The following is a 21,805-nucleotide window of genomic DNA, read 5'->3' as shown; positions in this document are numbered from 1 at the left end:
AGGTGGAGTGGCAGACGGGACCGGTGGTGTGGGGCACGCCCGGCACCAACGGACAGCACGCCTACTACCAGTTGATCCACCAGGGCACGAAGCTCATCCCGGCCGACCTGATCGGCTTCGCCCGTCCGGTCGCCGAGCTGAGCGACGAACTCAGGGCCCAGCACGACCTGCTGATGGCCAACCTGTTCGCGCAGGGCCAGGCCCTGGCGTTCGGCAAGACCGCCGAGGAGGTGCGGGCGGAGGGCGTGCCAGAGGAGCAGGTGCCGCACCGCACCTTCCGGGGCAACCGTCCCACCACCACGATCCTGGCCACCGAACTGACCCCCTCGGTGCTCGGCCAGCTGATCGCGCTCTACGAGCACAAGGTGTTCGTGCAGGGCGCGATCTGGAACATCGACTCCTTCGACCAGTGGGGCGTCGAACTCGGCAAGGTCCTCGCCAAGCGCGTCGAACCCGCCCTCACCACCGGCGCCGACGTCCCCGGCCTCGATCCGTCCACGGCCGCGCTGGTGGCCGCCTACCGCGAACGCAGGAAGTGAACTGACATGCAGATCGGTCTTGTTGGGCTCGGCAAGATGGGCGGCAACATGCGCGAGCGCATCCGCAACGCCGGCCACACCGTCATCGGGTACGACACCAACCCCGAGCTCTCCGACGTCGACGACCTGTCCGGCCTGGTCGACCGGCTCGAGAGGCCGCGCGCGGTGTGGGTGATGGTGCCGGCCGGCGCCGCCACCCAGCACGTCGTCGACCGGCTGGGGGACCTGCTCGAGCCCGGCGACGTCGTCGTCGACGGCGGCAACTCCCGCTGGACCGACGACGAGAAGCACGCCGAGGAGCTGGCTGCCAAGGGCATCGGCTTCGTCGACGCGGGCGTCTCGGGCGGGGTGTGGGGGCTGAAGAACGGCTACGCCCTGATGGTCGGCGGCGACGAGGAGCACGTGGAACGGCTGAAGCCGATCTTCGACGCGCTCAAGCCGGACGGCCCGTACGGGTACGTCCACGCGGGCAGGGTCGGCGCCGGCCACTTCGCGAAGATGGTCCACAACGGCATCGAGTACGCCATGATGCAGGCCTACGCCGAGGGCTGGGAGCTCCTGGAGAAGGTCGACTCGGTGGACAACGTCCGTGAGGTGTTCCGCTCCTGGCAGGAGGGCACCGTCATCCGTTCCTGGCTGCTCGACCTCGCGGTGAACGCCCTCGACGAGGACCAGCACCTGGAGCGGCTGCGCGGGTACGCCGAGGACTCGGGCGAGGGCCGCTGGACCGTGGAGGCGGCCGTCGACCACGCGGTGCCGCTGCCGGCGATCACCGCCTCGCTGTTCTCGCGGTTCACCTCGCGCCAGGAGGACTCGCCGCAGATGAAGATGGTGGCGGCGCTGCGCAAGCAGTTCGGCGGGCACGCCGTCGAGTCGGCGGAGAAGGCGTAACGCCGGTGGGAGACCTGCTGCTGGCCCGGCACGGTGAGACGGAGTGGAGCAGAACGGGCCGGCACACCGGCCGGACCGACCTCCCGCTGACCCCGGCCGGTGAGGCCCAGGCCACGTCCCTCGCCCCGCTCCTGGCGGGGCGGACCTTCGGGCTGGTCCTCACCAGCCCGCTGGTCCGCGCCCGGCGCACCGCCGCGCTGGCGGGCCTGACCGGGGCGGTGGAGGAGCCGGACCTGCGGGAGTGGGACTACGGCGGCTACGAGGGGGTCACCACCGCGGACATCCGCCGCACCCGGCCCGGCTGGGACCTGTGGACCGACGGGGTGCCGCCCGGCCGGGAGTTCCCCGGCGAGTCCCCGGAGCAGGTCGGCGAGCGCGCGGACCGGGTGCTGTCCCGGGTGGCCGGGGCGCTCGACGAGGGGGACGTGATGCTGGTGGCGCACGGCCATCTGCTCCGCGTCCTGACGGCCCGTCGGCTGGGTCTGCCGCCGGCCGCCGGGCGGCTGTTCCGCCTGGAGACGGGCACCTTGAGCCGGCTGTCGCTGGAGCACGGCAGTCCCGTCGTCGCGGAGTGGAACACCCGGCCGTGACCTGACGGTCCGATCCCGCCGACGGCGGTCCCGACCGGTCAGGAATCGAGAAGCGCACGTGGGGGCGGGCCGCCTAGCCTAGCGTTGGCGCGACACCGCGGGCGGGACCCGCCCGCGGGACGGAACCGGGGACGCCGGCGGGGACCGCGCACGCGGTCCCCGCCCGACGGATGGAGACCGATGAGCATGACCACGAGGACAGAGCAGCAGTCGGCCGGGCCGCACGCCGCCGACAGCCACGATCTGATCCGCGTGCACGGGGCGCGTGAGAACAACCTCAAGGACGTCAGCATCGAGATACCCAAGCGTCGGCTGACGGTGTTCACCGGTGTCTCCGGCTCGGGCAAGAGCTCCCTGGTGTTCGACACGATCGCCGCCGAGTCGCAGCGACTGATCAACGAGACGTACAGCGCGTTCCTGCAGGGCTTCATGCCGAACCTGGCCCGCCCCGAGGTCGACGTGCTCGACGGCCTGACCACCGCCATCACCGTCGACCAGCAGCGGATGGGCTCCGACCCCCGCTCCACCGTCGGCACCGCCACCGACGCCAACGCGATGCTGCGCATCCTCTTCAGCCGGCTCGGCACACCGCACATCGGCCCGCCCGCCGCGTACTCCTTCAACGTCGCCTCGGTCTCGGCGAGCGGCGGCTTCACCGTCGACCGCGGCAGCGAGAAGACCAGGACCGAGAAGGTCAGCTTCAGCCGCACCGGCGGCATGTGCACGCACTGCGAGGGCCGGGGCACCGTCTCCGACATCGACCTCGCACAGCTCTTCGACGACTCCAAGTCGCTCTCCGAGGACCCCTTCACCATCCCCACCTACACCGGGGACGGCTGGGTCGTGCGGGTCATCGCCGAGTCCGGCTTCTTCGACAAGGACAAGCCGATCCGCGAGTACACCAAGAAGGAGCGGCACGACCTCCTCTACCGCGAGCCGACCAAGGTGAAGGTCAACGGGGTCAACCTCACCTACGAGGGACTGATCCCGAAGCTCCAGAAGTCGTTCCTGTCCAAGGACCGCGAGTCGATGCAGCCGCACGTCCGGGCCTTCGTGGACCGGGCGGTCACCTTCGCCGAGTGCCCCGCGTGCGACGGCACCCGGCTCAGCGAACTGGCCCGCTCCTCGCGGATCGGCGGGCTGAACATCGCCGACGCCTGCGCCATGGAGATCCGCGACCTGGCCGAGTGGGTCCGCGGGCTCCGGGAGCCGTCGGTGACGCCGCTGCTGGCCAAGCTCCAGCACACCCTCGACTCGTTCGTGGAGATCGGCCTCGGCTACCTCTCGCTCGACCGGGCCTCGGGCACGCTCTCCGGCGGTGAGGCGCAGCGCACCAAGATGATCCGCCACCTCGGCTCCTCGCTCACCGACGTCACCTACGTCTTCGACGAGCCCTCGATCGGCCTGCACCCGCACGACATCCAGCGGATGAACAACCTGCTGCTGCGGCTGCGGGACAAGGGCAACACGGTGCTGGTGGTGGAGCACAAGCCGGAGACGATCGCCATCGCCGACCACGTCGTGGACCTCGGCCCCGGCGCCGGCACGGCGGGCGGCGCCGTCTGCTTCGAGGGCACCGTCGACGGCCTGCGGGCGAGCGACACCGTCACCGGCCGCCACCTCGACGACCGGGCCGGGCTGAAGGAGACGGTCCGCGAGGCCACCGGCGTCCTGGAGATCCGCGGCGCGAACGCCAACAACCTCCGGGACGTCGACGTCGACATACCGCTCGGCGTGCTCTGCGTCGTCACCGGCGTCGCGGGCTCCGGCAAGAGCTCCCTCGTCCACGGCTGCCTCCCGGCCGAGGACGTGGTCTCGGTGGACCAGACCCCGATCCGCGGCTCGCGCCGCAGCAACCCGGCGACGTACACGGGGCTGCTCGACCCGATCCGCAAGGCCTTCGCCAAGGCCAACGGCGTCAAGCCGGCCCTGTTCAGCGCCAACTCCGAGGGCGCCTGCGCCACCTGCAACGGCGCCGGCGTCATCTACACCGACCTGGCCATCATGCAGAGCGTGGCCACGACCTGCGAGGACTGCGGGGGCAGGCGGTTCGACGCGTCGGTGCTCGAGTACCGCTTCGGCGGCCGGGACATCAGCGAGGTGCTCGCGATGTCGGTGACCGAGGCCGAGGAGTTCTTCCGCGAGGGCGCGTCACGCGTTCCGGCCGCGCACCGGATCGTGGCGCGGATGGCGGACGTCGGGCTCGGCTACCTCACCCTCGGCCAGCCGCTCACCACGCTGTCCGGCGGCGAGCGGCAGCGACTGAAGCTGGCCGTCCACATGGCCGACAAGGGCGGGGTGTACGTCCTCGACGAGCCGACCACCGGTCTGCACCTCGCCGACGTGGAACAGCTGCTCGGCCTGCTCGACCGGCTCGTGGACTCCGGGAAGTCGGTCATCGTCATCGAGCACCACCAGGCGGTCATGGCGCACGCCGACTGGATCGTCGACCTCGGCCCCGGCGCCGGTCACGACGGCGGCCGGGTCGTCTTCGAGGGCACCCCCGCCGACCTGGTCGCCGCCCGCTCCACCCTCACGGGCGAGCACCTCGCCCAGTACGTCGGCGGCTGAGGCACTCACCGCGCGGCGTCGGGGCGTCCTGCTACGCCCCGGCGCGGCGCGGGATGCCGTACGCCCGTTCCACCCGCAGCCGCAGCACCAGGCGCCGCTCCCGGACCATCGCGGCGCGGTAGTCGTCCCAGTCGGCGTGCTCGCCGTTGACGTCGCGGTACAGCCGGATCAGTTCCTCGACCGTCCCGTCGTACAGGTTCCCGGCGACGGGCGACAGGTCGGCGGTGCCCTCGGCGACCGTGTAGGCCCACCGGTCGTCGCTGGTCACGTGGTAGGAGGCGCGGGGGTCGCGGCGCAGGTTGCGGGTCTTGGCCCGGTCGTCGGTGAGCGAGACGCGGACGATCCGCTCGTCGGGGTAGTAAGCGTGCATGACGTTCGACAGCTGGGGCCGCCCGTCGCGTTTCAGGGTGACGAGCACTCCGCCGTGCAGCTCGGAGAGCAGGGCGAGCAGTGCGTTCTGTTCGGCGTCCTGGGTCATGACTCGTTCAACGGCCCGCACCGGGCCGGCATTCCTGCGAGGAGAGCGATGGCAGTACTGCGGCAAGAGGCCGATCCCGCCGAGGCCGGGCTGGACGCGGGGGCGCTGGAGCGCCTGGACCGGCACTTCGCCCGTCTGGCCGACGAGGGGAGGCTGCCCGGGTTCCTGGTGGCCGTCGCCCGGGGCGGGCGCGTCGCGCACCTGACGGCGTACGGGGCGCGGGACGTGGCGGCGGGGCTGCCCGTGCAGAGCGACACGCTGTGGCGGATCTACTCCATGACCAAGCCGGTGACGGCCGTCGCCGCGCTGATGCTGGTGGAGGAGGGCCGGCTGTCGCTGGACGACCCGGTCGGCCGCCACCTGCCGGCGTTCGCGCGGCCGCGCGTGTACGAGAGCGGGTCGGGCGACGAGGTGCGGACCCGCCCTCCCGCCGGTCCCCTCCTCGTGCGGCACCTGATGACCCACACCGCCGGTCTGACGTTCGCCTTCTACCACTCCCACCCCGTCGACGCGCTCTACCGCGCGGCCGGCCTGGAGTCGTCGGTGGCGCCCGGCACGGATCTCGCGGGGACCACCGAGGTGTACGCGGGTCTGCCGCTGCAGTTCGATCCGGGCACCCGGTGGAACTACTCGGTCGCCTCCAATGTGCTGGGACGGATCATCGAGGTCGTGTCGGGCCGGCCGCTCGACGTGTTCCTCGCCGAGCGGGTCTTCGGGCCGCTCGGGATGACGGACGCCGGGTTCGAGGTCACCGACGAACAGGCGGAGCGGCTCGCGGAGCTGTACGGGGAGTGCGAGGACGGCGGCATCGAGCCGGTCCCGGGACTGCCGCTGCGGGGCCGGCCCCGGTTCCTGTCCGGCAGCGGCGGCATGGTGGCCTCCGCCCACGACTACCACCGCTTCATGGAGCTGCTGCGCCGGCGCGGCGAACTCGACGGCACGCGCCTGCTCTCGCCGGCGACCGTGGACCTGATGACCCGCAACCACCTGCCCGGCGGCGCCGACCTGCGCGCCTTCGGCAGCCGTCCCGCACACGACGTGCCCGGCAACGACGGGGTCGGCTTCGGCCTCGGCGTCTCCGTCGTCGTCGACCCGTCCCGCACGCAGGCCCCGTCCACTGCCGGCAGCTACGGCTGGAGCGGGGTGGCCACCACCACGTTCTGGGTCGACCCGGGCCGCGACCTGACCGTGCAGTTCCACACGCAGGTGCGGCCCAGGTCGTCCCACACCGTCTTCCGGGACCTCAAACGGCTGGTGCACGAGGCGGTGACGGGCTGACGGCCGTCAGGACAGGTGGGCCACCGCGTCCAGATGGGGCAGGTGGTGGTCGAGGCGTTCCCGCTTGGTGCGCAGGTAGGTGATGTTGTTCTCGCACGGCGGTATCAGCAGCGGCACCTGCTCGGCGACCCGGACGCCGTGCCGCACCAGCGCCTCGCGCTTGCGCGGGTTGTTGGACATCAGCCGCACCGAGCGCACGCCCAGGTCCTGGAGGATGCCGGCGGCGACACCGTAGTCGCGGGCGTCCACCGGGAACCCGAGCGCCAGGTTCGCCTCGACCGTGTCCAGCCCCTCCGCCTGCAGGGCCATCGCCCGCAGCTTGCCGAGGAGCCCGATGCCGCGGCCCTCGTGGCCCCTCAAGTAGACGACCACACCGGCCCCTTCGGCGACGACCGCGCGCAGCGCCGACGCCAGCTGGTCGCCGCACTCGCAGTGCCGGGAGCCGAAGGCGTCCCCGGTCAGGCACTCCGAGTGCAGCCGGGTGAGGACACGGTCCGCGCCGATGTCGCCGTACACCAGGGCGACCTGCTCGTCCCCGCGGTCGTGGTCCAGGTAGCCGACCGCCTGGAACGCGCCGTACACGGTGGGCAGCGGCGCGTTCACGACGCGTTCCACGCCGGTCCGCCGCTGGGACTTCTTGCCGAGGACGCCTACTTTTTCTGTCATGATTCCCGAGTTCCTAAGCAGAGACGAAAGGCCGTGACGACATGGGTGGTTCACAAAAGCGTTCGGCGGCATACGGCCCGGTGCACGGTCTGTTGCCGGCGGATACTACTGAGGATGTACGGACGCGGGGAGCCGGTGTCTCACGGCAGATCGCGGTACTTCCGGTCGGGAGTTTCGAACAGCACGGTCCGTTCCTGCCGCTGGCGACCGACACCCTGGTCGCCTGTGCGATCGCGCGGGAGATCGCCGACGCCCATCCGGTGCACCTCCTCCCTCCGGTGACGATCTCCTGCTCCCACGAGCACGCGGCCTGGCCGGGGACCGTCTCCCTCTCCTCCGTCACGCTCCACGCGGTGATACGGGACATCGCCGACTCGCTCCGCCGGTCGGGCGTGGACGCCCTGGTGCTGGTCAACGGGCACGGCGGAAACTACGTCCTGGGCAACGCCGTTCAGGAGTCCTCCGCCCGCGGCGAGCGGATGGCGCTGTTCCCGGCCCCGGAGGACTGGGAGACGGCGTGTGCGCGGGCCGGCGTCGCCACCTCCCTCCTCACCGACATGCACGCGGGTGAAATCGAGACCTCCGTCCTCCTCCACACACATCCCGAATTGCTCCGCCCCGGTTATGAGACCTCCGACCACGTCGCGGACGACCGTCGCCATCTCCTCACCACGGGCATGTCCGCCTATACCGATTCCGGCGTCATCGGACGCCCTTCTCTGGGCTCGGCGGAAAAGGGCAGGGAAATCCTGGCAAGCCTGGCGGATTCGTTCGCCGCGTATTTCTCGCTGCTGACATCGGCGGACGGAGCCCCTTCCGGACCGTCCGGACCTTCGGGCCCGTCCGGCGTCTGAGGGCGAGGCCAAAGGCCGGCCGGGAATCCGGGGGCCTTGTCCCCGGGGACGGGAAGGGAAGGGGCGGCGGGGGCGGGAACACCACGTCCGCCACCCCGCACCCCCGCGTACCACCGACCGACCAGCACCACCGCGCCCGGCAGGCCGGCCACCAGACTGAGCACCCCGTAGACGACCGCGACGGTCAGTCCCCGCCCCGCCCCGAGCCCGGCCGCCCCGAACGCCCAGGCGGTGACCCCTTCCCGGGGCCCCCACCCGCCCACGTTCAACGGCAGCCCCATCGCCAGCAGCGCCAGCACGGCGAGCGGCAACAGCTCCGGCACGGACGCGTCCACCCCGGCGACATGAGCGGCGAGGACGAACATGGCGACGTACCCGGCCAGTACGACCACGGACGAGACGAGGACACCGGGCGCGTGACGACGCGGGAACGACCCCCCGTGCGCCTCGGCCGGCGCCCCGTGCCCGGCCCTCCGCCGTCCCGGCGCCCGGTTCATCCGCACCGCCAGCACCACCGCGCAGGCCCCCGCCACCCCGAGCCCGACCACCGGCGCCGCCTGGCGCACGTCGTCGAGCACCGGCGACGGCATGCTCACCAGCACCACCGCCCCCACGGCGAAGAGCACGAGCTGCCCGGCGGTCCGCTCCAGCACCACCGCCCGCACCCCGCGCCCCAGGTCCCCGGCGCTCCGCCCGTGCCGCACGGCCCGGTGGACGTCGCCCCACACTCCCCCGGGCAGCGCCGCGTTGAGGAACAGCGCACGGTAGTAGTCGGCGACGGCCGCCCCCAACGGCAGCCGGATGCCGATCCCCCGCGCGACCAGCGCCCAGCGCCACGCGCTGAACACGGTGGTCACCAGCCCGATCCCGAGCCCCGCGAGCAGCGTCGGCCCGTCGATGCGGCGCAGTCCCTCCACCAGGACCCCGGTGTCGAGGCGCCGGAGCAGGACCGCGAGGATCACGACGCCGCCGAGCGCGCCGAGCCGGGTGCGCACGGCAGGGGTGCCGAGCCGGGCGAGGGCACCGCGCGGCCGCGTGCTCACGCGGCCCCCTCCACCGGAGGGCACAGCGCGAGCAGATCGCTGTGGTGGACGACGACCCGCAGCTCCCCCGCCGCACAGGCCGCCAGCCGTTCGGCCAGGTAGGCGTCGGCGCGGGGGGCCAGTTCCGGCCGTTCCTCCACCGCCGCGCCGACCCAGCCCCGCAGCCACTGCTCGGTCAGCGCGGCCTGCCCGGGGCCGAGCCGCCAGGGGCTCGGACGGAGCCGTACGGTCGCCCCGTGCTCGGCGAAGACCTCGGCGGTGACCGTGACCGCGTCCGGGCCGAGCAGCCCGCCCCGGCGCTGGTGGGCGTTGAACGCCTCCGTGATCTCGCGGTCCAGCGGATGCGGTGCGGTCAGCTCCACCCGTCCGGCCACCGACAGCGTCAGCAGGGCCGGGCAGCCGGCTCCGGCGCAGGCGGCGGCGAGGGCGCCGGCCTCCTCGCGGGTGAGGACGTCGAGCAGCGCGGACGCCGTCACCAGGGAGGCGCCGGACAGCGCGTCCGGGGTGAGCCGGGCGACGTCGCCGCGCCGGGTCTCCACGGTGACGTGGCTGCCGTCGGCGGCGGAGCGCGGGGAGGCGACGGCGGCGAAGTGCAGCAGGTAGGGGTCCCGGTCGTGCAGGACCCAGTGCTGGGCGCCGTCGAGGCGGGGGGCGAGCCAGCGGCCCATGGACCCGGTGCCGCAGCCGATGTCGTGGACGACGAGGCCGCCGGTCCGGCGCGGCAGGTCGGCGAGCCGGATGCGCAGCGGGTCGAGCAGGCCGTACGAGCGGGCGGCGGCGTCGGCCGGTTCGCGCAGCTGCAGCCACTCGGGCGCGTAGCGGGCCGGTTCGTCGTCCCCGGCGTCCCGCAGCCGCAGGGTGGCCCGCTCCCCGGGGCGGTGCGCGGGGCCGGCGCCGGGGATGACGTCCCGCTCCCCGGGGCGGGCCGGGAGCGGCCCGCCGTGCCGGGTGGTGGTGGCCGGGTTCGTCATGCGGCCCTCCGGGGTCCGGTGGGAAGCCGGCGCAGTACCGCCGCCAGGCTCTGTGCGGTGCTCGCCCAGCCGCCGAGCGCGGCCCGCCGGCCGCGGGCGGCGGCCTTGAGCCGGCGTCGCACGTCCGCCTCGCCGAACCAGCCGCGCAGTTCGGCGGCGAGGGCGGCGGGATCCTCCGGCGGGACGAGGACGCCGGGCACTCCCCCGTCGGGTGCGCGGCCGACCGCCTCGGGCAGCCCGCCGACGTCGGTCGCCAGTACCGGGATGCCGCGCGCCAGCGCCTCGGTGACCGCCATGCCGTACGTCTCGGCGTACGAGGTGAGCACCATGAGGTCGGCGGCGGCGTAGCTCGCGTCGAGGGCGGCGCCGGACCGCGGGCCGGTCAGTTCCAGCCGGTCCTCGAGGCCGTGTTCGCGGATGAGTCCGCGCAGGCGGGAGACGTACCCGGGGTCGTGTCCGAGGCCGCCGACGAGCGCGCAGCTCCACGGCAGGTCGGACACGGACGCCAGTGCCTCCACGAGCCGGTGCTGTCCCTTGCGCGGGGTCACGGCGGCCACGCACAGCAGCCGCGAGACGCCGTCGGTGCCGGGTGCGAGGGGCGCGATGTCGGCGCCGGGTGCGGCGACGTGGACGCGGTCGGGGGCCAGGCCGTGGTGGGAGACGAGACGCCGTACGGCCCACCCGCTGGTGGCGATCACGGCGGGCACCGCCCGCAGCACCGCGCGTTCGCGGGCGTCCAGTTCGGCGGCGACGGCCGCGTCGAGCCCGGTCTCGTCGCCGAGCGGCAGGTGCACGAGGACGGCCATGCGCAGCCGTCCCTCCTCCGCCTCGGGGACGATGACCTCGGGCACCCCGCAGGCGACCAGTCCGTCGAGCAGGACGACGGCGCCGTCCGGCAGTTCCCGCAGGACGCGGGCGAGTTCCGCGCGGGCGGCGGCGGCCGGCCGGGGCCAGTGGCCGGCCACGGCGTGCCGGTGCGCCTGCCAGCCGAACCCGGGCAGGTCCAGGCAGACGCGCCGGTCGTAGGCGTTGCCGCCGCTGGGCGCGGCCGGGTCGTCGACGCCTCCCGGCATCACGAAGTGCACGGAGCGCAGCGACATGGGGATGATCCCGCCGTTCCTCCGGGGGCCGGCCTGCGGCGGAACGTGGTCCAGGCGGGCGTCGCCGGCCCGGCCGACGGTCGTGCCGGTCCCGTCGATGACCGTGCCGGGCATGTCGGTCGTCGTGCCGGTCACAGCGCACGCTCGTAACTCGCCCAGGCGATGTGCGACTCGTGCAGGGTGACGGCTATCTCCGCGATGCCCTTGGCGCCCTCGCCCAGGGCGCCCTGGTGGATGCGTCCGGCGAGCCGGTCGGCGATGACCTTGGCCAGGTACTCCGTGGAGGTGTTGACCCCCGCGAAGTCGGGTTCGTTGTCGAGGTTGCGGTAGTTCAGCCCTCCGACGACGGCCCCGAGTTCCTGCGTGGCCAGGCCGATGTCGACGACGATGTTGTCCTCGTCCAGCTGCTCGCGCCGGAAGGTGGCGTCCACGAGGAACGTGGCCCCGTGCAGACGCTGGGCCGGTCCGAAGACCTCGCCGTGGAAGCTGTGGGCGATCATGATGTGATCGCGGACGGTGATGCTGAACAACGGACGACCCTCCAGGTGCGGCGCGTCTGTTCCCCGGCCGGTCTGCGCCGGGGATGCCGTGTAGTACGGCCGGCTCCCTTCCCCCGTTCAGCGTCCGTCACGTCTTTTCCCACAGGTCAGGCGTGCGCGTTCGGTCACGGGGTGTCGTAGCGCACGCGGTGGCACAGCGCCGGGATCTCCCCGGAGGCGAGGCGGGGCATGACGTCGGGCAGGTCCTCGAAGGCGGACTCGCCGGTGACGAGGGCGTCCAGGGCGGGGTCGGCGAGCAGGTCGAGGGCGAGGGCGAGCCGGTCGGCGTAACCGCGGTGCGCGCGGGCCGGGGAGACGGTGCCGACCTGGCTGCCGCGGACGGTCAGGCGCCGGGAGTGGAAGGCCTCGCCCAGCGGGAGGCTCACCTTCCGGTCGCCGTACCAGCTCAGCTCCACGACGGTGCCCTCGGCGCGGAGCAGTTCGAGCGCCCGGCCGAGGCCCTGCTCGGTGGCGCTGGCGTGCACCACCAGGTCGCACTCACCGAGGGCCTCCTCGGGCGGCGCGAACCCGACGCCGAGCGCCGCAGCGGTCCTCGCGCGCGTCGGGTCGGTGTCGACGAGCTGCACCCGTACGCCGGGGAACCGGGCCAGCAGCGCGGCCACCGAGCAGCCGACCATCCCGCCGCCGACCACCGCGATCCGGTCGCCGACCAGCGGCGCGGCGTCCCACAGCGCGTTCACGGCGGTCTCCACGGTGCCGGCCAGCACGGCCCGTCCGGCGGGCACGCCGTCGGGCACGGGTGTGACGGCGTGCGCCGGGACGACATACCTGGTCTGGTGCGGGTACAGGCAGAACACGGTCCGTCCGACGAGCGCCTCCGGGCCCTCCTCCACCACGCCCACGTTGAGGTAGCCGTACTTCACGGGGGCCGGGAAGTCGCCCTCCTGGAACGGCGCCCGCATGACGGCGTGCTGGCTCTCGGGCACCCCGCCGCGGAAGACGAGCGTCTCCGTGCCCCGGCTCACCCCGGAGTACAGCGAGCGCACCAGCACCCCGTCCGCGCCGGGCGCGGGCAGGCCGACCTCGCGGATCACCCCCCGGCCCGGCGAGTCGAGCCAGAACGCACGTGCGGTGCGGTTCATCGGAGTCCTCCTGAACGATCGGGAAGCCGCGCGCGTACCGAGTGTGCACAGGCCGCGCACAAGGGAGCGGCGTTGATCGACTCTGTCACAGGCCGGAGGGTGTTCGGTGGCCCTGAACAACAGTTACGACGTGAGGCCCGTGCAACAGGAGACCGCCGTGGGGGCGGGCGCACAGGTCCTGTTGCTGGTCCTGATCGGTACGGCGGTCGGCATGGGCCCCGCTGGCTGGCTGACCGGCCTCGCGTTCGCGGTCGTCACCTGGGCGGTGCTCTCCCGGGCCCTGCGCCGGTCCCGGCCGCGCTCCTTCGGCGCGGCGAACCGGGTCACGCTCGGCCGGGCCGTCCTCGTCGGCGGGGTCACCGCACTGGTCGCCGACTCCTTCCAGGACTCGCCACCGGTCTCCCTCTTCGTCGGCCTGACCGCCGTGGCGCTGATCCTGGACGGCGTGGACGGCAAGGTGGCGCGCAGGACCGGTACGTCGACTCCGCTGGGCGCCCGCTTCGACATGGAGGTGGACGCGTTCCTGATCCTGGTGCTGAGCGTGTACGTGTCGACGTCGATGGGTCCGTGGGTGCTGCTGATCGGCGGGATGCGGTACGTCTTCGTGGCCGCCGCGCGCGTCCGGCCCTGGCTGACCGCCCCGCTCCCGCCGAGCACGGCCCGCAAGACGGTGGCCGCGCTCCAGGGCGTGCTGTTGCTGCTGGCCGGGGCGGCCCTGCTGCCGCACGCGGTCAACGTCGGTGTGGTGGTGCTGGCGCTGGGCCTGCTGGTGTGGTCGTTCGGCCGGGACGTGCTGTGGCTGCGGCGGACGTCCAGGGCGGCGGAGGCTCCCGCCGCGCCCGAGGTGCGGCGGGAACTGGTCACGAGCTGACGGCGTCGGGCGGGCGGAGCGGGCGGGCACGGCCGGCGTCCGCTCCGGTCCCGGTACGCGCCGCCGCGGCCTACTGGAGACCCGCCGCGTCGATCAGCCGGACCAGGTCCTTGCGCCCGTAGCCGAGCCGGCGGGCCCGGTCGGCCGCCATCAGCGCCAGGTGCGCGACGGCCTCCGCCGCGCGTCCGTTCCCATGGTCGGCGTCGGACCGCTCCCGGGGCTGCTCGACGCCCAGGCCGTTCATCACCAGCCCGTGCTCACGGCGGACCTCCGCGACGGTACCGGCGACCGCGTCGAGGAGCGTCCTCCCCGGCCGCTCGCACTCCAGGGCGAAATGGCCCCGGTCGACCGGCACGCATCCCTCCGGCGGACGTGCCCGCAGCCCCGCGTACCGCTCGTCCGCGCATCCGGTGTGCCCGAACTCGTCGTGCTCCAGCGTGAACCGGTGGAACCCGGGCGGCACCGGAGGCGGTGGCGGCGTGTACGCCCACCCCGCGTCCTCGTACAACTGCCGCTTCACCTCCTCCTCGTCGGCGTGCGTCACGGTGAAGCCGGTGGCCTCGTTCCGCCCGGTCGTCGTGCCGTCGGGGTTGCGGTGGAAGTGCAGGCTCATGGTGTGCTCCGGTCGTCCGTGTCCTGATCCGTGTTCTGATCCGTTTTCCGGGAGAACGGGGGATGTCCCCGTCACCGGATCGAACGGACCGCCCGTCCCGCACGTGCCCGCATCGCACGGCACCACCCGATCGTGTGAGGACGCCCGCCGACGGCGGCGCCACCGGCCACGGCTCACCGCCCCGACGGACCGCCGTTGCACCGGGGGCGATTGTCAGGGGCGGGAGTTATCCTCGCAAGGCGCTTGCGACACATGTGTCTTGCGACCACGGGGGGTCTCGATGCACGGCCGTGACCGGAGTTTCCCTCAGGACTGTCCGGGAGGTCACCCGGGCATGTCGACCGAGGCGGGGATCGACGTCCAGCGGCAACTGGAGTCCCTGGTCCAGGACTTCCGGACCAGTGACCCCCCGATGCCGGTGATCGTGCTGCACGCCGAGGACTCCGCCGACGACGACCGGGTCACCGAACTCGTCGACGAGCTGGGCGAGGGGCAGCAGCGGCACGGGACGCGCCTGGCCGTCGCCCCGACCGGGCCGCAACCGGGGGACGCCGACCCCACCGCCCGGGCCGCGCGCCTCCTGGTCGACCTCGGCGACTCCAGGAAGTGGGGGGACCGGTCCGCCGCCTACCGCCCCTACTCCTTCCCCCGCCTCAACCTGGTACGTGCCCTCCAGGAGGCCACCGACGACCCGGAGATGCGCGAGCACTGGCCGACCGCGCCCGGCGGCACCCCGGACGGGAACGCCCAGCGGGAGCGGGCCCAGACACAGCTGCTGCGCATCCTGGCCCGGCAGCGCTGGCGCCCCCGCAGACCCGCGCGCCGGCCCCGGCAGGTCCTGCTCAACGACGTGCAGCAGTTCCTCCCCATGGGTGTCCTGGGCGCGTTCACCGCGCTGCTCACCCGCCCCGAGTGGTACATCGCCGCCCTCGCGGGCATCGGCCTGATGATCCTCCTCGCCGGGCTGAACCACGTCCCCGGGCGCGCTCCCCTCTTCCTGTGGCTGCGCAGGGAGAGCCGGTGGTTCCTGACCACGACGTTCCTCCAGTCCGCCGCCCGCCGCCAGTCGACCAGCGTGCGGCTGCTGCGGCCCGTCCGCTCCTGGCAGGCCATCGCGGCCCGCGCCTACGACGTGGCCGAGGCCATGCGCGAGGGCGGCCCCTTCCCCCTCCAGCTGTACGTGCTGGCGCTCTTCGAGGACCTGCGGGACAACCACCGGCGCGCCAGCTGGGACCTGCGGGGGTTCAAGCGGACGCGTCCGCCGGTGCTGTTCCTGCGCCGGGCGGGCCGGGAGAACGGCGGCATAGAGCTGATCCGGGCGGTCAGCGACGTCCGCAGCCGGCGCAGCGAGCTCGACCCGCTGCTGATCGTGGCGGGCGTGGCGGCGGGCGACGCGGCCCTGCTGGACCGGGGCGCGGACGCGGACACCCCGGCCGTCCGGCCCCTGTCCCCCTCCCGGCCCTCGCCCCTCCCGCAGCGGCTGCGGCACTGGTACGACGAGTGGGCCGGGAACCTGCGGGCCGACCAGTCGCCGAGCCGGACGAACGCCCTGCCCTGGGTGCTCAGGATCCCGCTGCCGCACGACGAGCTGGTCCCGCTGCGGCAGACCGACCGGCGGTGCGTCAGGGCCCGGCACCGGCCGCCCCTGGCCCGGGTGGTGTGGTCGGCGCACAGCCTGCTCCTCGTGCTCGCCCTGGCCGTCACCGCGGGCGTCGTCCACGCCCGCGAACTGCACCGGACGTACTGCTCGGCGGGCCTGCTGACCGCCGACCGGGACACCGAGCGGCGTCCCGCGCCCGGCGGCGGCACGGAGTGCGTCGGCATAGCCACCGGGGACGTCCGGTTCGGCGCGCAGCTGAGCGGCGGGACCACCGGGGAGGGCGAGCGGCTGCGGGAGCTGGAGAGCCTGGTGCGCGCCGAGAACGCCAAGGTGCTGCGCGACCACCCCGACGCCTACGTGACGGTGGTGTACGCGGGGCCGCTGAGCTCCTCCTCGGTGGACCCGTCGCTGGTCAAGGGCGCCGAGGAACTGACCGGGGTCTACCTCGCCCAGCGCGTCGTCAACGAGAACTACACGGTGAAACTGCGGGTGCTGCTCGCCAACGGCGGTGCGGACATGGGGCACCAGCGCGTCACGGCCGACGCGATCGCCGGGTACGCCGACCGCGACCCGACCGTCGTGGGCGTCGTCGGCTTCGGCCGCGACCTGCAGAGCAGCCCCGACGTCACGCGCCGGCTGCACGCCGTGGGACTGCCCGTCGTCTCCGGCACCAACTCGGCGACGTACCTGCCGAAGGAGTTCTCCAACTGGTTCAGTCTGGCCGCCCCCGACGAGCACCAGGCCGAGGCGCTCGGTCTCGTCGCCCGGCAGCTGCGCGCCCGGGACAGCGCGCCGCACGCCCTCGTCCTGGCCCGCGACACCAAGGAGTCGCAGGACCGTTACACCAGCGAGCAGGCCCTGTACGGCGGGGAGATGCTGAAGCGGGAGGGCTTCCGGATGCTGCCCGCGCAGCGCTACCGGGTGGCCAACGGCAAGCCCGAACTGCGGCTGCACGCGGAGAGCATCTGCCGGGGCGAGGACGTCCCCTCGGTGATCTACTTCGCCGGACGGGTCGAGGACATCGGGCCGCTGATGACGCAACTGGGCACCGAACCGGGCTGCGCCGACCGGCGGATCTCGATCCTCACCGGGGACGACCTGAGCAAGGCCAGGTTCTCCGGCACGGGCGGCCGCGACGGCGTGGCCCCGCGGATCACGCTCTACCACGCGGCCCTGGCCGAACTGAGGGAGGCCGCGTCCAGGACCGCCTTCTACGAGGACGCCACCCACTACCTCCCCTGGCTGGAGGACGGGAAGGCCACGTACGACGCCGCCGACTTCGCGAGCGGCCAGACCGCCCTCTCCCACGACGCCACCCGCGCCCTGTACTGGGCGGCCAGCCTCGGGGACGTGCCCCAGAGCCGCGCGGCGACCTGGGTCAACCTCAGGAGCGTCAAGCTCGACGGGATGGCCACCGGGACGATCGACTTCACCCGCACGCCCCTGTACGACGAACGGCACGGCCACAGCATCGTCCTCAAGCAGGTCCGGAGAACCGCCGGGGGCGTCTCGAAGGCGACGGTCCTGTGCAGCAGGACGGCCGGCGGCACCGAGCCGCTCAGCGTGCGGGAGTGCTCCATCGAGTGAGCGGGCCGGCGGTTGCTACGCTCACCGGGTGAGGATTCCGGGCCCCGAAGAGATCCGCGCGCTGCACGAGAGGCACGCGCCCAGCGCCGAGGCGTTCGCGCTCGTCCACACGCACTGCGAGGTCGTCTGGAGCATCGCCGAGCGGCTCATCTCGGCCTCGCGCCTCGACGTCGACGCCGAACTGGTCCGCGCCGGCTGCCTCCTCCACGACATCGGCGTCTACCGCCTCTACGGGGACGACGGCCTGCTGGACCACGGGAACTACATCCGCCACGGGCTGCTCGGCCACGAACTCCTCGGCAGCGAGGGCTTCCCGGAGCCCCTGCGCCGGTTCTGCTCCCACCACACCGGGGTGGGGGTCACCAAGGACGACGTCCTGCGCCAGAACCTGCCGATCCCTCCCGCCGACTACCTCGCGGTGACACCGGAGGAGCGGCTGGTGATGTACGCGGACAAGTTCCACAGCAAGTCCCGGCCGTCGGTGTTCCTCTCCCCCGACGCGTACGCCGCCCACGTCCGCCGCTTCGGGGAGGAGAAGGTCGCCGCCTTCCAGGCCCTGCGCGCGGAGTTCGGCGACCCGGACCTCGACCGGCCGGTGCCGGGGGGCGGTGTGTCCGCCCGTCCGTGAGCGCCGCCGGGCGGACCCCTGCGCCCGCACGGACTCCGTCGACTTCGCCGGCGCCGCCCCCGCCCGTACGCCCATGCGGCGTACGGGCCTTCTCCTTCCGCGCCGGACGGACGGTCCCGACCGGCGCGGCGGCCCACCCGATGTGCGGACCGTGTGACGAGACCACGAGCCGGGTGTGAATCCTCCGCCGCGCCGGGTGGCGTTCGCCACAGCACCGGCGCAAAGCACCGCGGCCGACGGACGCGGCACGACCCGTCGTAGGGCCGGGACGGCGGCGGTTCACGTCAATCCGGCACGCGGAAAAGCCGTGTCGCACGCCGCCCCGGGTGACGAACCGCTCCGCTCCACCTGCCCTATGATCGTTTAACAGTTGACTTCATCGCGCTTGCAACCCCTCCCGCCACGGTTCCCGGCATCCGCGGACACGTCCGTCGTCGCGGGTCCCGCGGCGGTGACACGCAGGAAGAAAGGTGAACCGCATGGCCCTCGGACTGCTCCGGCGTCGGCGTTCCCGCCCCGGCGCCGCGCCGGACCTCTCGCTGCCCCTGCCGGCCGGTGCCGGCGCGTACGGCTGCGAGGTCGTCGATCCCATGGGACAGCCCCTGGGCGGCGCCGAGGTCACGGTGACCGCCCTGGACAGCCACCGGGTCGCCGCCCACGGCACCACCGATCCCTACGGCCTGTTCATGGCGGCGCTCCCGCCCGGCTCCTACAGCGTGATGGTCGCGGCGGAGGGCCTCACCCCGGCCCGCAGCAACGTCGACGTGGTCGCCGGCGCCGCCCTCCCCCCGGGGCGCGTCACGCTGCTGCCCGCACGCCAACTGGAGCTGCCGCCGCCCGGCACCTGGCTGTTCGACCCGCCGCACACCGCGATCCGCTTCATCGCCAAGCACGTGGGCATGGCCCACGTCCACGGTCGCTTCACCCGCTTCACCGGCGGCATCCACATCATGCCGGACATGGGCGAATCCCGGGTCTCGGTGCGCATCGACGCCGCCAGCATCACCACGGGCAACAAAACCCGTGACAACCACCTGCGGTCCGCCGACTTCCTCGACGTCGAGCACTACCCTTACATCGACTTCACCAGCACCCGGTTCGTCTACCGGGGCGGCTCCCGGTGGACGCTGAACGGCACGCTCACCATGCACGGCACCAGCCGCTCCGTGGGCCTGGACACGACGTACCTCGGCACGGTGAACGGCGGGTACGAGCAGGAGCTGCGCTGCGCGGCCCTGGCCAAGGCGGAGCTGCACCGCGAGGACTTCACCCTCAACTGGCGCTCGATGCTGGCCCGCGGCATCGCGGTCGTCGGCCCGACCGTGCAGCTGGAGCTGGACGTCCAGGCGATGTACCGCACCGCCGAGACCCCCACGCCCCCGGAGTAGGCCGGCGCGGACGGGGGAGGTTCCCGGGCCGACCCGTGTTCACGCGGAGGGGCCGGGGATCACCTCGGTCGCCGACTCGAGGACCTTCTCCACCCGCAGGACCGCGCCGCGGACGGCTCCCGCCTCCGCGACCAGCACGTCGGGGACGTGGGACTCGTGGAAGCGGAGGTACCCGACGGTGCCCACGGTCGTCGTACGGGCGCCGAGCCACAGCACCATCCGGCGCAGGTCGTCGAACTCGTCGGGATGCGCCTCCTGCCGCACGGTCAGCGCCCACTGCGGCCCGTCGGAGCACAGCTCCCCGACCAGCGCGCCCCCGATCCGCAGCGCCGGCCCCCGGTCCCTCCAGAGGGGGTACGCGTACCCGTCGTCCTGCCGGCCGCCCTCCTCCCCCAGGTGCCAGCGGAGCAGGGCGAGGTCCCGCGGCGGGAGCGAGCCCGGCAGGTCGAGCGTGAGCTGGAGTTCGTGGATGTCGGCCATGATCAGAAGGCTACGAGTCCCGGCACCGGTGCTCTCCACCGCGGTCCCGGGAGGTCCTTGGACGCACGGTGGGCGCGCATGCCGTGTCCGAGGGCGGGTGACGGAAGTGCCCCGCGCGCGACCGCACCGGCCCACCGGGGCGGTCAGCGCCCGGGCACGGGCCACGCGTTGAGCGCCAGTTCGGCGGTTTCGGCCAGCTCGGCCGCCGTGGCTCCGTCCCGGGCGCGCTGTGACATGCCCTGGATGACCGCGGCGAAGTACGCGGCCAGCGATCCGGGGTCGGCCGTGGGCGGCAGCTCGCCCGTCCGCTGCGCACCGCGCAGGCGTGCTTCGAAGGCGGCCAGGTTCTCGTTGCGCAGGTCGCGCAGGAACGCCTCGATCCCGGCGTCCTGCGGAGTGACGTTGGTGGCCGCGCTGATGGTCAGGCAGCCGGCCGGGTGGGAGGGGTCGGGGTAGATGACCGCCGCCTCCCTCAGGATGCGGCCGAACGCGCCGCGGGCCGTGGGCTCCTCCGCCAGGGCGACGCTCATGAACGCGCCGGCGGGTGAGCGGCCGTAGTGGCGCACGGCCTCCTGGAACAGGGACTTCTTGTCCCCGAAAGCCGCGTACAGGCTGCCGGGCCTGATGCCCATCGCCTCGGTCAGGTCACCGATGGAGGTGGCCTCGTAGCCGCGCTCCCAGAACAGGCGGGTGGCCGCCGTCAGTGCCGCGGTGCGGTCGAACGCCCGCGGTCTGCCTCGCCTGGCACCCGTGTCATTCACGTCCCTCATTTTAGAGCACTCGCTCAAGAAGCCTGCTACCTTGTTTTTTGAGCAATCACTCAAAAATCGAAGGAGTGGTCACCAGCCATGGGCACACGTGCACTTGAGGGCAAGGTCGCACTGGTCACCGGCGGCAGCCGTGGCATCGGCCGGGCCATCGCGCAACGGCTCGGCCGGGACGGCGCCGTCGTCGCGGTCGCCTACGCCCGCGACGCGGCGGCGGCGCGGGGGGTCGTGGAGCACATCCGGAAGGACGGGGGCCGCGCCTTCGCACTGCGGGCGGAGCTGGGCCGGCACGGCGACGCGGCCTCCCTGTGGGCCGCCTTCGACGCCCACGCGGGCGAGTACGCGCCCGACGGGGGCGTCGACGTCATCGTCAACAACGCCGGCATCGGCCGTAGCCCGGATCTCCCCTCCCTGACCGAGGAGGGATTCGACCAGGTCTTCGCCGTGAACGTCCGCGCGCCGTTCTTCATCGTCCAGCAGGGGTTGAAGCGGCTGCGCGACGGGGGCCGGATCATCAACATCTCCAGCGGTGTGACCCGTATCGCCATGCCGGAGATCATGGCCTACGGCGCCACCAAGGGGGCCCTCGACACCTTCACCCTCACGCTCGCCAAGGAACTGGGCCCCCGGGGCATCACGGTGAACTCGGTGGCACCCGGTGTGATCGACACGGACGTCAACGCCGGCTGGCTGCGCGGCGATCCGGAAGCCGAGGCCCGCGCGGCCTCCCTGGCCGCGCTGGGCCGGGTCGGGCAGCCGGACGACGTGGCCGACGTCGTGGCCTTCCTGGCCTCCGACGACGCACGCTGGGTGACCGGGCAGGTGATCGACGCGACGGGCGGTTCCGGGCTGTGAGCCCTCTCCCCCCGGGCGGGCGCGCCCCGCCGAGCAGGTCTTCGGCGCCCCGCGGCAGGAGCGCACGCGGCGCTTCCCGCGGCGGGTCGTGGGGGCGGGCCGCCCGTGGGGAGCGGGGTGAGGGGAGCACCCGAGTCCGGTGTCCGCGCGTCGGCCGGTGCGCGCCCCGCGTCCTCCGGGCCCCGGGTCAGGAGTGAGGAGGCGGCGCACCGATGTCCTTCCCCGCTCCGCGATCCGTTCCCGCAGCCGGGCGACGGCGATGGACCGGGCCGGCGCCGGCACGGACACGGCGGGCCGAGGACGTGGACGCCGCTCCCCGGGCAGCCGGTGCCCGCGCCCCCGCTTCGCGGCCACGCCCCGGCCCCGGCCCCGGCTCTGGCCCCGCCCCGGCCT

At 73.5% G+C, this 21,805-nt stretch carries 20 protein-coding genes and 1 pseudogene; 11 read left to right on the top strand and 10 right to left on the bottom strand.

Going from position 1 to position 21,805, the window contains the following annotated elements; genetic code table 11:
- The 4 genes from ABTY20_RS07235 to ABTY20_RS07220 form a co-directional block, all read left to right on the top strand.
- On the top strand, positions 1 to 539 hold a 539-nt coding region (locus ABTY20_RS07235; protein WP_502991758.1), incomplete at its 5' end, for a phosphoglucose isomerase-related protein.
- 6 nt (positions 540 to 545) lie between these two features.
- A complete protein-coding gene (gene gnd, locus ABTY20_RS07230) occupies positions 546 to 1,430 on the top strand; it encodes a phosphogluconate dehydrogenase (NAD(+)-dependent, decarboxylating) (RefSeq protein WP_351995972.1) in 885 nt (294 codons plus the stop codon).
- A 5-nt stretch (positions 1,431 to 1,435) separates the two neighbouring features.
- Positions 1,436 to 2,020, top strand: a complete 585-nt coding sequence (locus ABTY20_RS07225; protein WP_351995971.1) for a histidine phosphatase family protein — start codon at positions 1,436 to 1,438, stop codon at positions 2,018 to 2,020.
- A gap of 180 nt (positions 2,021 to 2,200) precedes the next feature.
- A complete protein-coding gene (locus ABTY20_RS07220; protein WP_351995970.1) occupies positions 2,201 to 4,591 on the top strand; it encodes an ATP-binding cassette domain-containing protein in 2,391 nt (796 codons plus the stop codon).
- A 31-nt stretch (positions 4,592 to 4,622) separates the two neighbouring features.
- On the opposite strand, the gene ABTY20_RS07215 is transcribed toward ABTY20_RS07220, so the two are convergent.
- The gene (locus tag ABTY20_RS07215; protein WP_351995969.1) at positions 4,623 to 5,069 is read right to left on the bottom strand and encodes a PPOX class F420-dependent oxidoreductase; all 447 of its coding nucleotides are present in this window, start codon (positions 5,067 to 5,069) and stop codon (positions 4,623 to 4,625) included.
- A gap of 48 nt (positions 5,070 to 5,117) precedes the next feature.
- Between ABTY20_RS07215 and ABTY20_RS07210 the strand changes: the two genes are divergently transcribed.
- Positions 5,118 to 6,347, top strand: a complete 1,230-nt coding sequence (locus ABTY20_RS07210; RefSeq protein ID WP_351995968.1) for a serine hydrolase domain-containing protein — start codon at positions 5,118 to 5,120, stop codon at positions 6,345 to 6,347.
- Positions 6,348 to 6,353: 6 nt separating this feature from the next.
- Here the strand turns inward: ABTY20_RS07210 and ribA are convergent, their stop codons facing one another.
- Entirely contained in the window at positions 6,354 to 7,013 is a 660-nt protein-coding gene (ribA, locus tag ABTY20_RS07205; protein ID WP_351995967.1) for a GTP cyclohydrolase II, read from the bottom strand.
- 41 nt (positions 7,014 to 7,054) lie between these two features.
- Between ribA and ABTY20_RS07200 the strand changes: the two genes are divergently transcribed.
- A complete protein-coding gene (locus ABTY20_RS07200) occupies positions 7,055 to 7,867 on the top strand; it encodes a creatininase family protein (RefSeq protein ID WP_351995966.1) in 813 nt (270 codons plus the stop codon).
- Positions 7,868 to 8,073: 206 nt separating this feature from the next.
- On the opposite strand, the pseudogene ABTY20_RS07195 reads toward ABTY20_RS07200, so the two are convergent.
- The 5 genes and pseudogenes from ABTY20_RS07195 to ABTY20_RS07175 all read right to left on the bottom strand — a co-directional run.
- Positions 8,074 to 8,784: pseudogene (locus tag ABTY20_RS07195) on the bottom strand (lysylphosphatidylglycerol synthase transmembrane domain-containing protein); the annotation flags it as partial.
- Between the two features lie 122 nt (positions 8,785 to 8,906).
- On the bottom strand, positions 8,907 to 9,881 hold the full coding sequence (locus tag ABTY20_RS07190) for a class I SAM-dependent methyltransferase (protein ID WP_351995965.1): 975 nt from the start codon (positions 9,879 to 9,881) through the stop codon (positions 8,907 to 8,909).
- Positions 9,878 to 11,095, bottom strand: coding sequence for a glycosyltransferase family 4 protein (locus ABTY20_RS07185; RefSeq protein ID WP_351995979.1), 1,218 nt, complete (start codon positions 11,093 to 11,095; stop codon positions 9,878 to 9,880). The genes ABTY20_RS07190 and ABTY20_RS07185 overlap by 4 nt, the downstream gene beginning before the upstream one ends.
- Before the next feature lie 17 nt (positions 11,096 to 11,112).
- The gene (locus ABTY20_RS07180; protein WP_351995964.1) at positions 11,113 to 11,511 is read right to left on the bottom strand and encodes a 6-pyruvoyl trahydropterin synthase family protein; all 399 of its coding nucleotides are present in this window, start codon (positions 11,509 to 11,511) and stop codon (positions 11,113 to 11,115) included.
- A gap of 134 nt (positions 11,512 to 11,645) precedes the next feature.
- Positions 11,646 to 12,623, bottom strand: a complete 978-nt coding sequence (locus ABTY20_RS07175) for a zinc-dependent alcohol dehydrogenase (RefSeq protein ID WP_351995963.1) — start codon at positions 12,621 to 12,623, stop codon at positions 11,646 to 11,648.
- Positions 12,624 to 12,729: 106 nt separating this feature from the next.
- Between ABTY20_RS07175 and ABTY20_RS07170 the strand changes: the two genes are divergently transcribed.
- Complete coding sequence (locus ABTY20_RS07170; protein WP_351995962.1) at positions 12,730 to 13,494, top strand: CDP-alcohol phosphatidyltransferase family protein; 765 nt, start codon at positions 12,730 to 12,732, stop codon at positions 13,492 to 13,494.
- 70 nt (positions 13,495 to 13,564) lie between these two features.
- Here the strand turns inward: ABTY20_RS07170 and ABTY20_RS07165 are convergent, their stop codons facing one another.
- Positions 13,565 to 14,107, bottom strand: coding sequence for a hypothetical protein (locus ABTY20_RS07165; RefSeq protein ID WP_351995961.1), 543 nt, complete (start codon positions 14,105 to 14,107; stop codon positions 13,565 to 13,567).
- Positions 14,108 to 14,441: 334 nt separating this feature from the next.
- Between ABTY20_RS07165 and ABTY20_RS07160 the strand changes: the two genes are divergently transcribed.
- The 3 genes from ABTY20_RS07160 to ABTY20_RS07150 all read left to right on the top strand — a co-directional run bounded on the left by ABTY20_RS07160 (position 14,442) and on the right by ABTY20_RS07150 (position 19,310).
- Positions 14,442 to 17,294, top strand: coding sequence for a type 1 periplasmic-binding domain-containing protein (locus ABTY20_RS07160; RefSeq protein WP_351995960.1), 2,853 nt, complete (start codon positions 14,442 to 14,444; stop codon positions 17,292 to 17,294).
- A gap of 28 nt (positions 17,295 to 17,322) precedes the next feature.
- Entirely contained in the window at positions 17,323 to 17,922 is a 600-nt protein-coding gene (locus ABTY20_RS07155) for an HD domain-containing protein (RefSeq protein ID WP_351995959.1), read from the top strand.
- A 479-nt stretch (positions 17,923 to 18,401) separates the two neighbouring features.
- Positions 18,402 to 19,310: a YceI family protein gene (locus tag ABTY20_RS07150; protein ID WP_351995958.1), complete on the top strand. Its 909-nt coding sequence runs from the start codon at positions 18,402 to 18,404 to the stop codon at positions 19,308 to 19,310.
- 39 nt (positions 19,311 to 19,349) lie between these two features.
- Here the strand turns inward: ABTY20_RS07150 and ABTY20_RS07145 are convergent, their stop codons facing one another.
- Both ABTY20_RS07145 and ABTY20_RS07140 read right to left on the bottom strand, forming a co-directional pair.
- On the bottom strand, positions 19,350 to 19,790 hold the full coding sequence (locus ABTY20_RS07145; protein WP_351995957.1) for a hypothetical protein: 441 nt from the start codon (positions 19,788 to 19,790) through the stop codon (positions 19,350 to 19,352).
- A gap of 143 nt (positions 19,791 to 19,933) precedes the next feature.
- Complete coding sequence (locus ABTY20_RS07140; RefSeq protein ID WP_351995956.1) at positions 19,934 to 20,560, bottom strand: TetR/AcrR family transcriptional regulator; 627 nt, start codon at positions 20,558 to 20,560, stop codon at positions 19,934 to 19,936.
- 78 nt (positions 20,561 to 20,638) lie between these two features.
- On the opposite strand from ABTY20_RS07140, the gene ABTY20_RS07135 reads away from it, so the two are divergent.
- Positions 20,639 to 21,412, top strand: coding sequence for an SDR family oxidoreductase (locus ABTY20_RS07135; protein WP_351995955.1), 774 nt, complete (start codon positions 20,639 to 20,641; stop codon positions 21,410 to 21,412).
- Positions 21,413 to 21,805: the final 393 nt, after the last annotated feature.

It is taken from the genome of Streptomyces sp. NPDC126497 (genome assembly GCF_040302425.1).
Classification (GTDB): Bacteria; Actinomycetota; Actinomycetes; order Streptomycetales; family Streptomycetaceae; genus Streptomyces.
The sequence above is the reverse complement of the archived record's forward strand: the minus strand, read 5'-3'. Positions and strand labels throughout refer to the sequence as shown.

Excerpts from the sequence above, each read along its gene's own strand:
- gnd (WP_351995972.1), top strand. The coding sequence starts at position 546 with ATGCAGATCGGTCTTGTTGGGCTCGGCAAGATGGGCGGCAACATGCGC.
- ABTY20_RS07220 (WP_351995970.1), top strand. The coding sequence starts at position 2,201 with ATGAGCATGACCACGAGGACAGAGCAGCAGTCGGCCGGGCCGCACGCC.
- ABTY20_RS07215 (WP_351995969.1), bottom strand. The coding sequence starts at position 5,069 with ATGACCCAGGACGCCGAACAGAACGCACTGCTCGCCCTGCTCTCCGAG.
- ABTY20_RS07210 (WP_351995968.1), top strand. The coding sequence starts at position 5,118 with ATGGCAGTACTGCGGCAAGAGGCCGATCCCGCCGAGGCCGGGCTGGAC.
- ribA (WP_351995967.1), bottom strand. The coding sequence starts at position 7,013 with ATGACAGAAAAAGTAGGCGTCCTCGGCAAGAAGTCCCAGCGGCGGACC.
- ABTY20_RS07200 (WP_351995966.1), top strand. The coding sequence starts at position 7,055 with ATGGGTGGTTCACAAAAGCGTTCGGCGGCATACGGCCCGGTGCACGGT.
- ABTY20_RS07190 (WP_351995965.1), bottom strand. The coding sequence starts at position 9,881 with ATGACGAACCCGGCCACCACCACCCGGCACGGCGGGCCGCTCCCGGCC.
- ABTY20_RS07185 (WP_351995979.1), bottom strand. The coding sequence starts at position 11,095 with ATGCCCGGCACGGTCATCGACGGGACCGGCACGACCGTCGGCCGGGCC.
- ABTY20_RS07175 (WP_351995963.1), bottom strand. The coding sequence starts at position 12,623 with ATGAACCGCACCGCACGTGCGTTCTGGCTCGACTCGCCGGGCCGGGGG.
- ABTY20_RS07165 (WP_351995961.1), bottom strand. The coding sequence starts at position 14,107 with ATGAGCCTGCACTTCCACCGCAACCCCGACGGCACGACGACCGGGCGG.
- ABTY20_RS07160 (WP_351995960.1), top strand. The coding sequence starts at position 14,442 with ATGTCGACCGAGGCGGGGATCGACGTCCAGCGGCAACTGGAGTCCCTG.
- ABTY20_RS07150 (WP_351995958.1), top strand. The coding sequence starts at position 18,402 with ATGGCCCTCGGACTGCTCCGGCGTCGGCGTTCCCGCCCCGGCGCCGCG.
- ABTY20_RS07145 (WP_351995957.1), bottom strand. The coding sequence starts at position 19,790 with ATGGCCGACATCCACGAACTCCAGCTCACGCTCGACCTGCCGGGCTCG.
- ABTY20_RS07140 (WP_351995956.1), bottom strand. The coding sequence starts at position 20,560 with ATGAGGGACGTGAATGACACGGGTGCCAGGCGAGGCAGACCGCGGGCG.
- ABTY20_RS07135 (WP_351995955.1), top strand. The coding sequence starts at position 20,639 with ATGGGCACACGTGCACTTGAGGGCAAGGTCGCACTGGTCACCGGCGGC.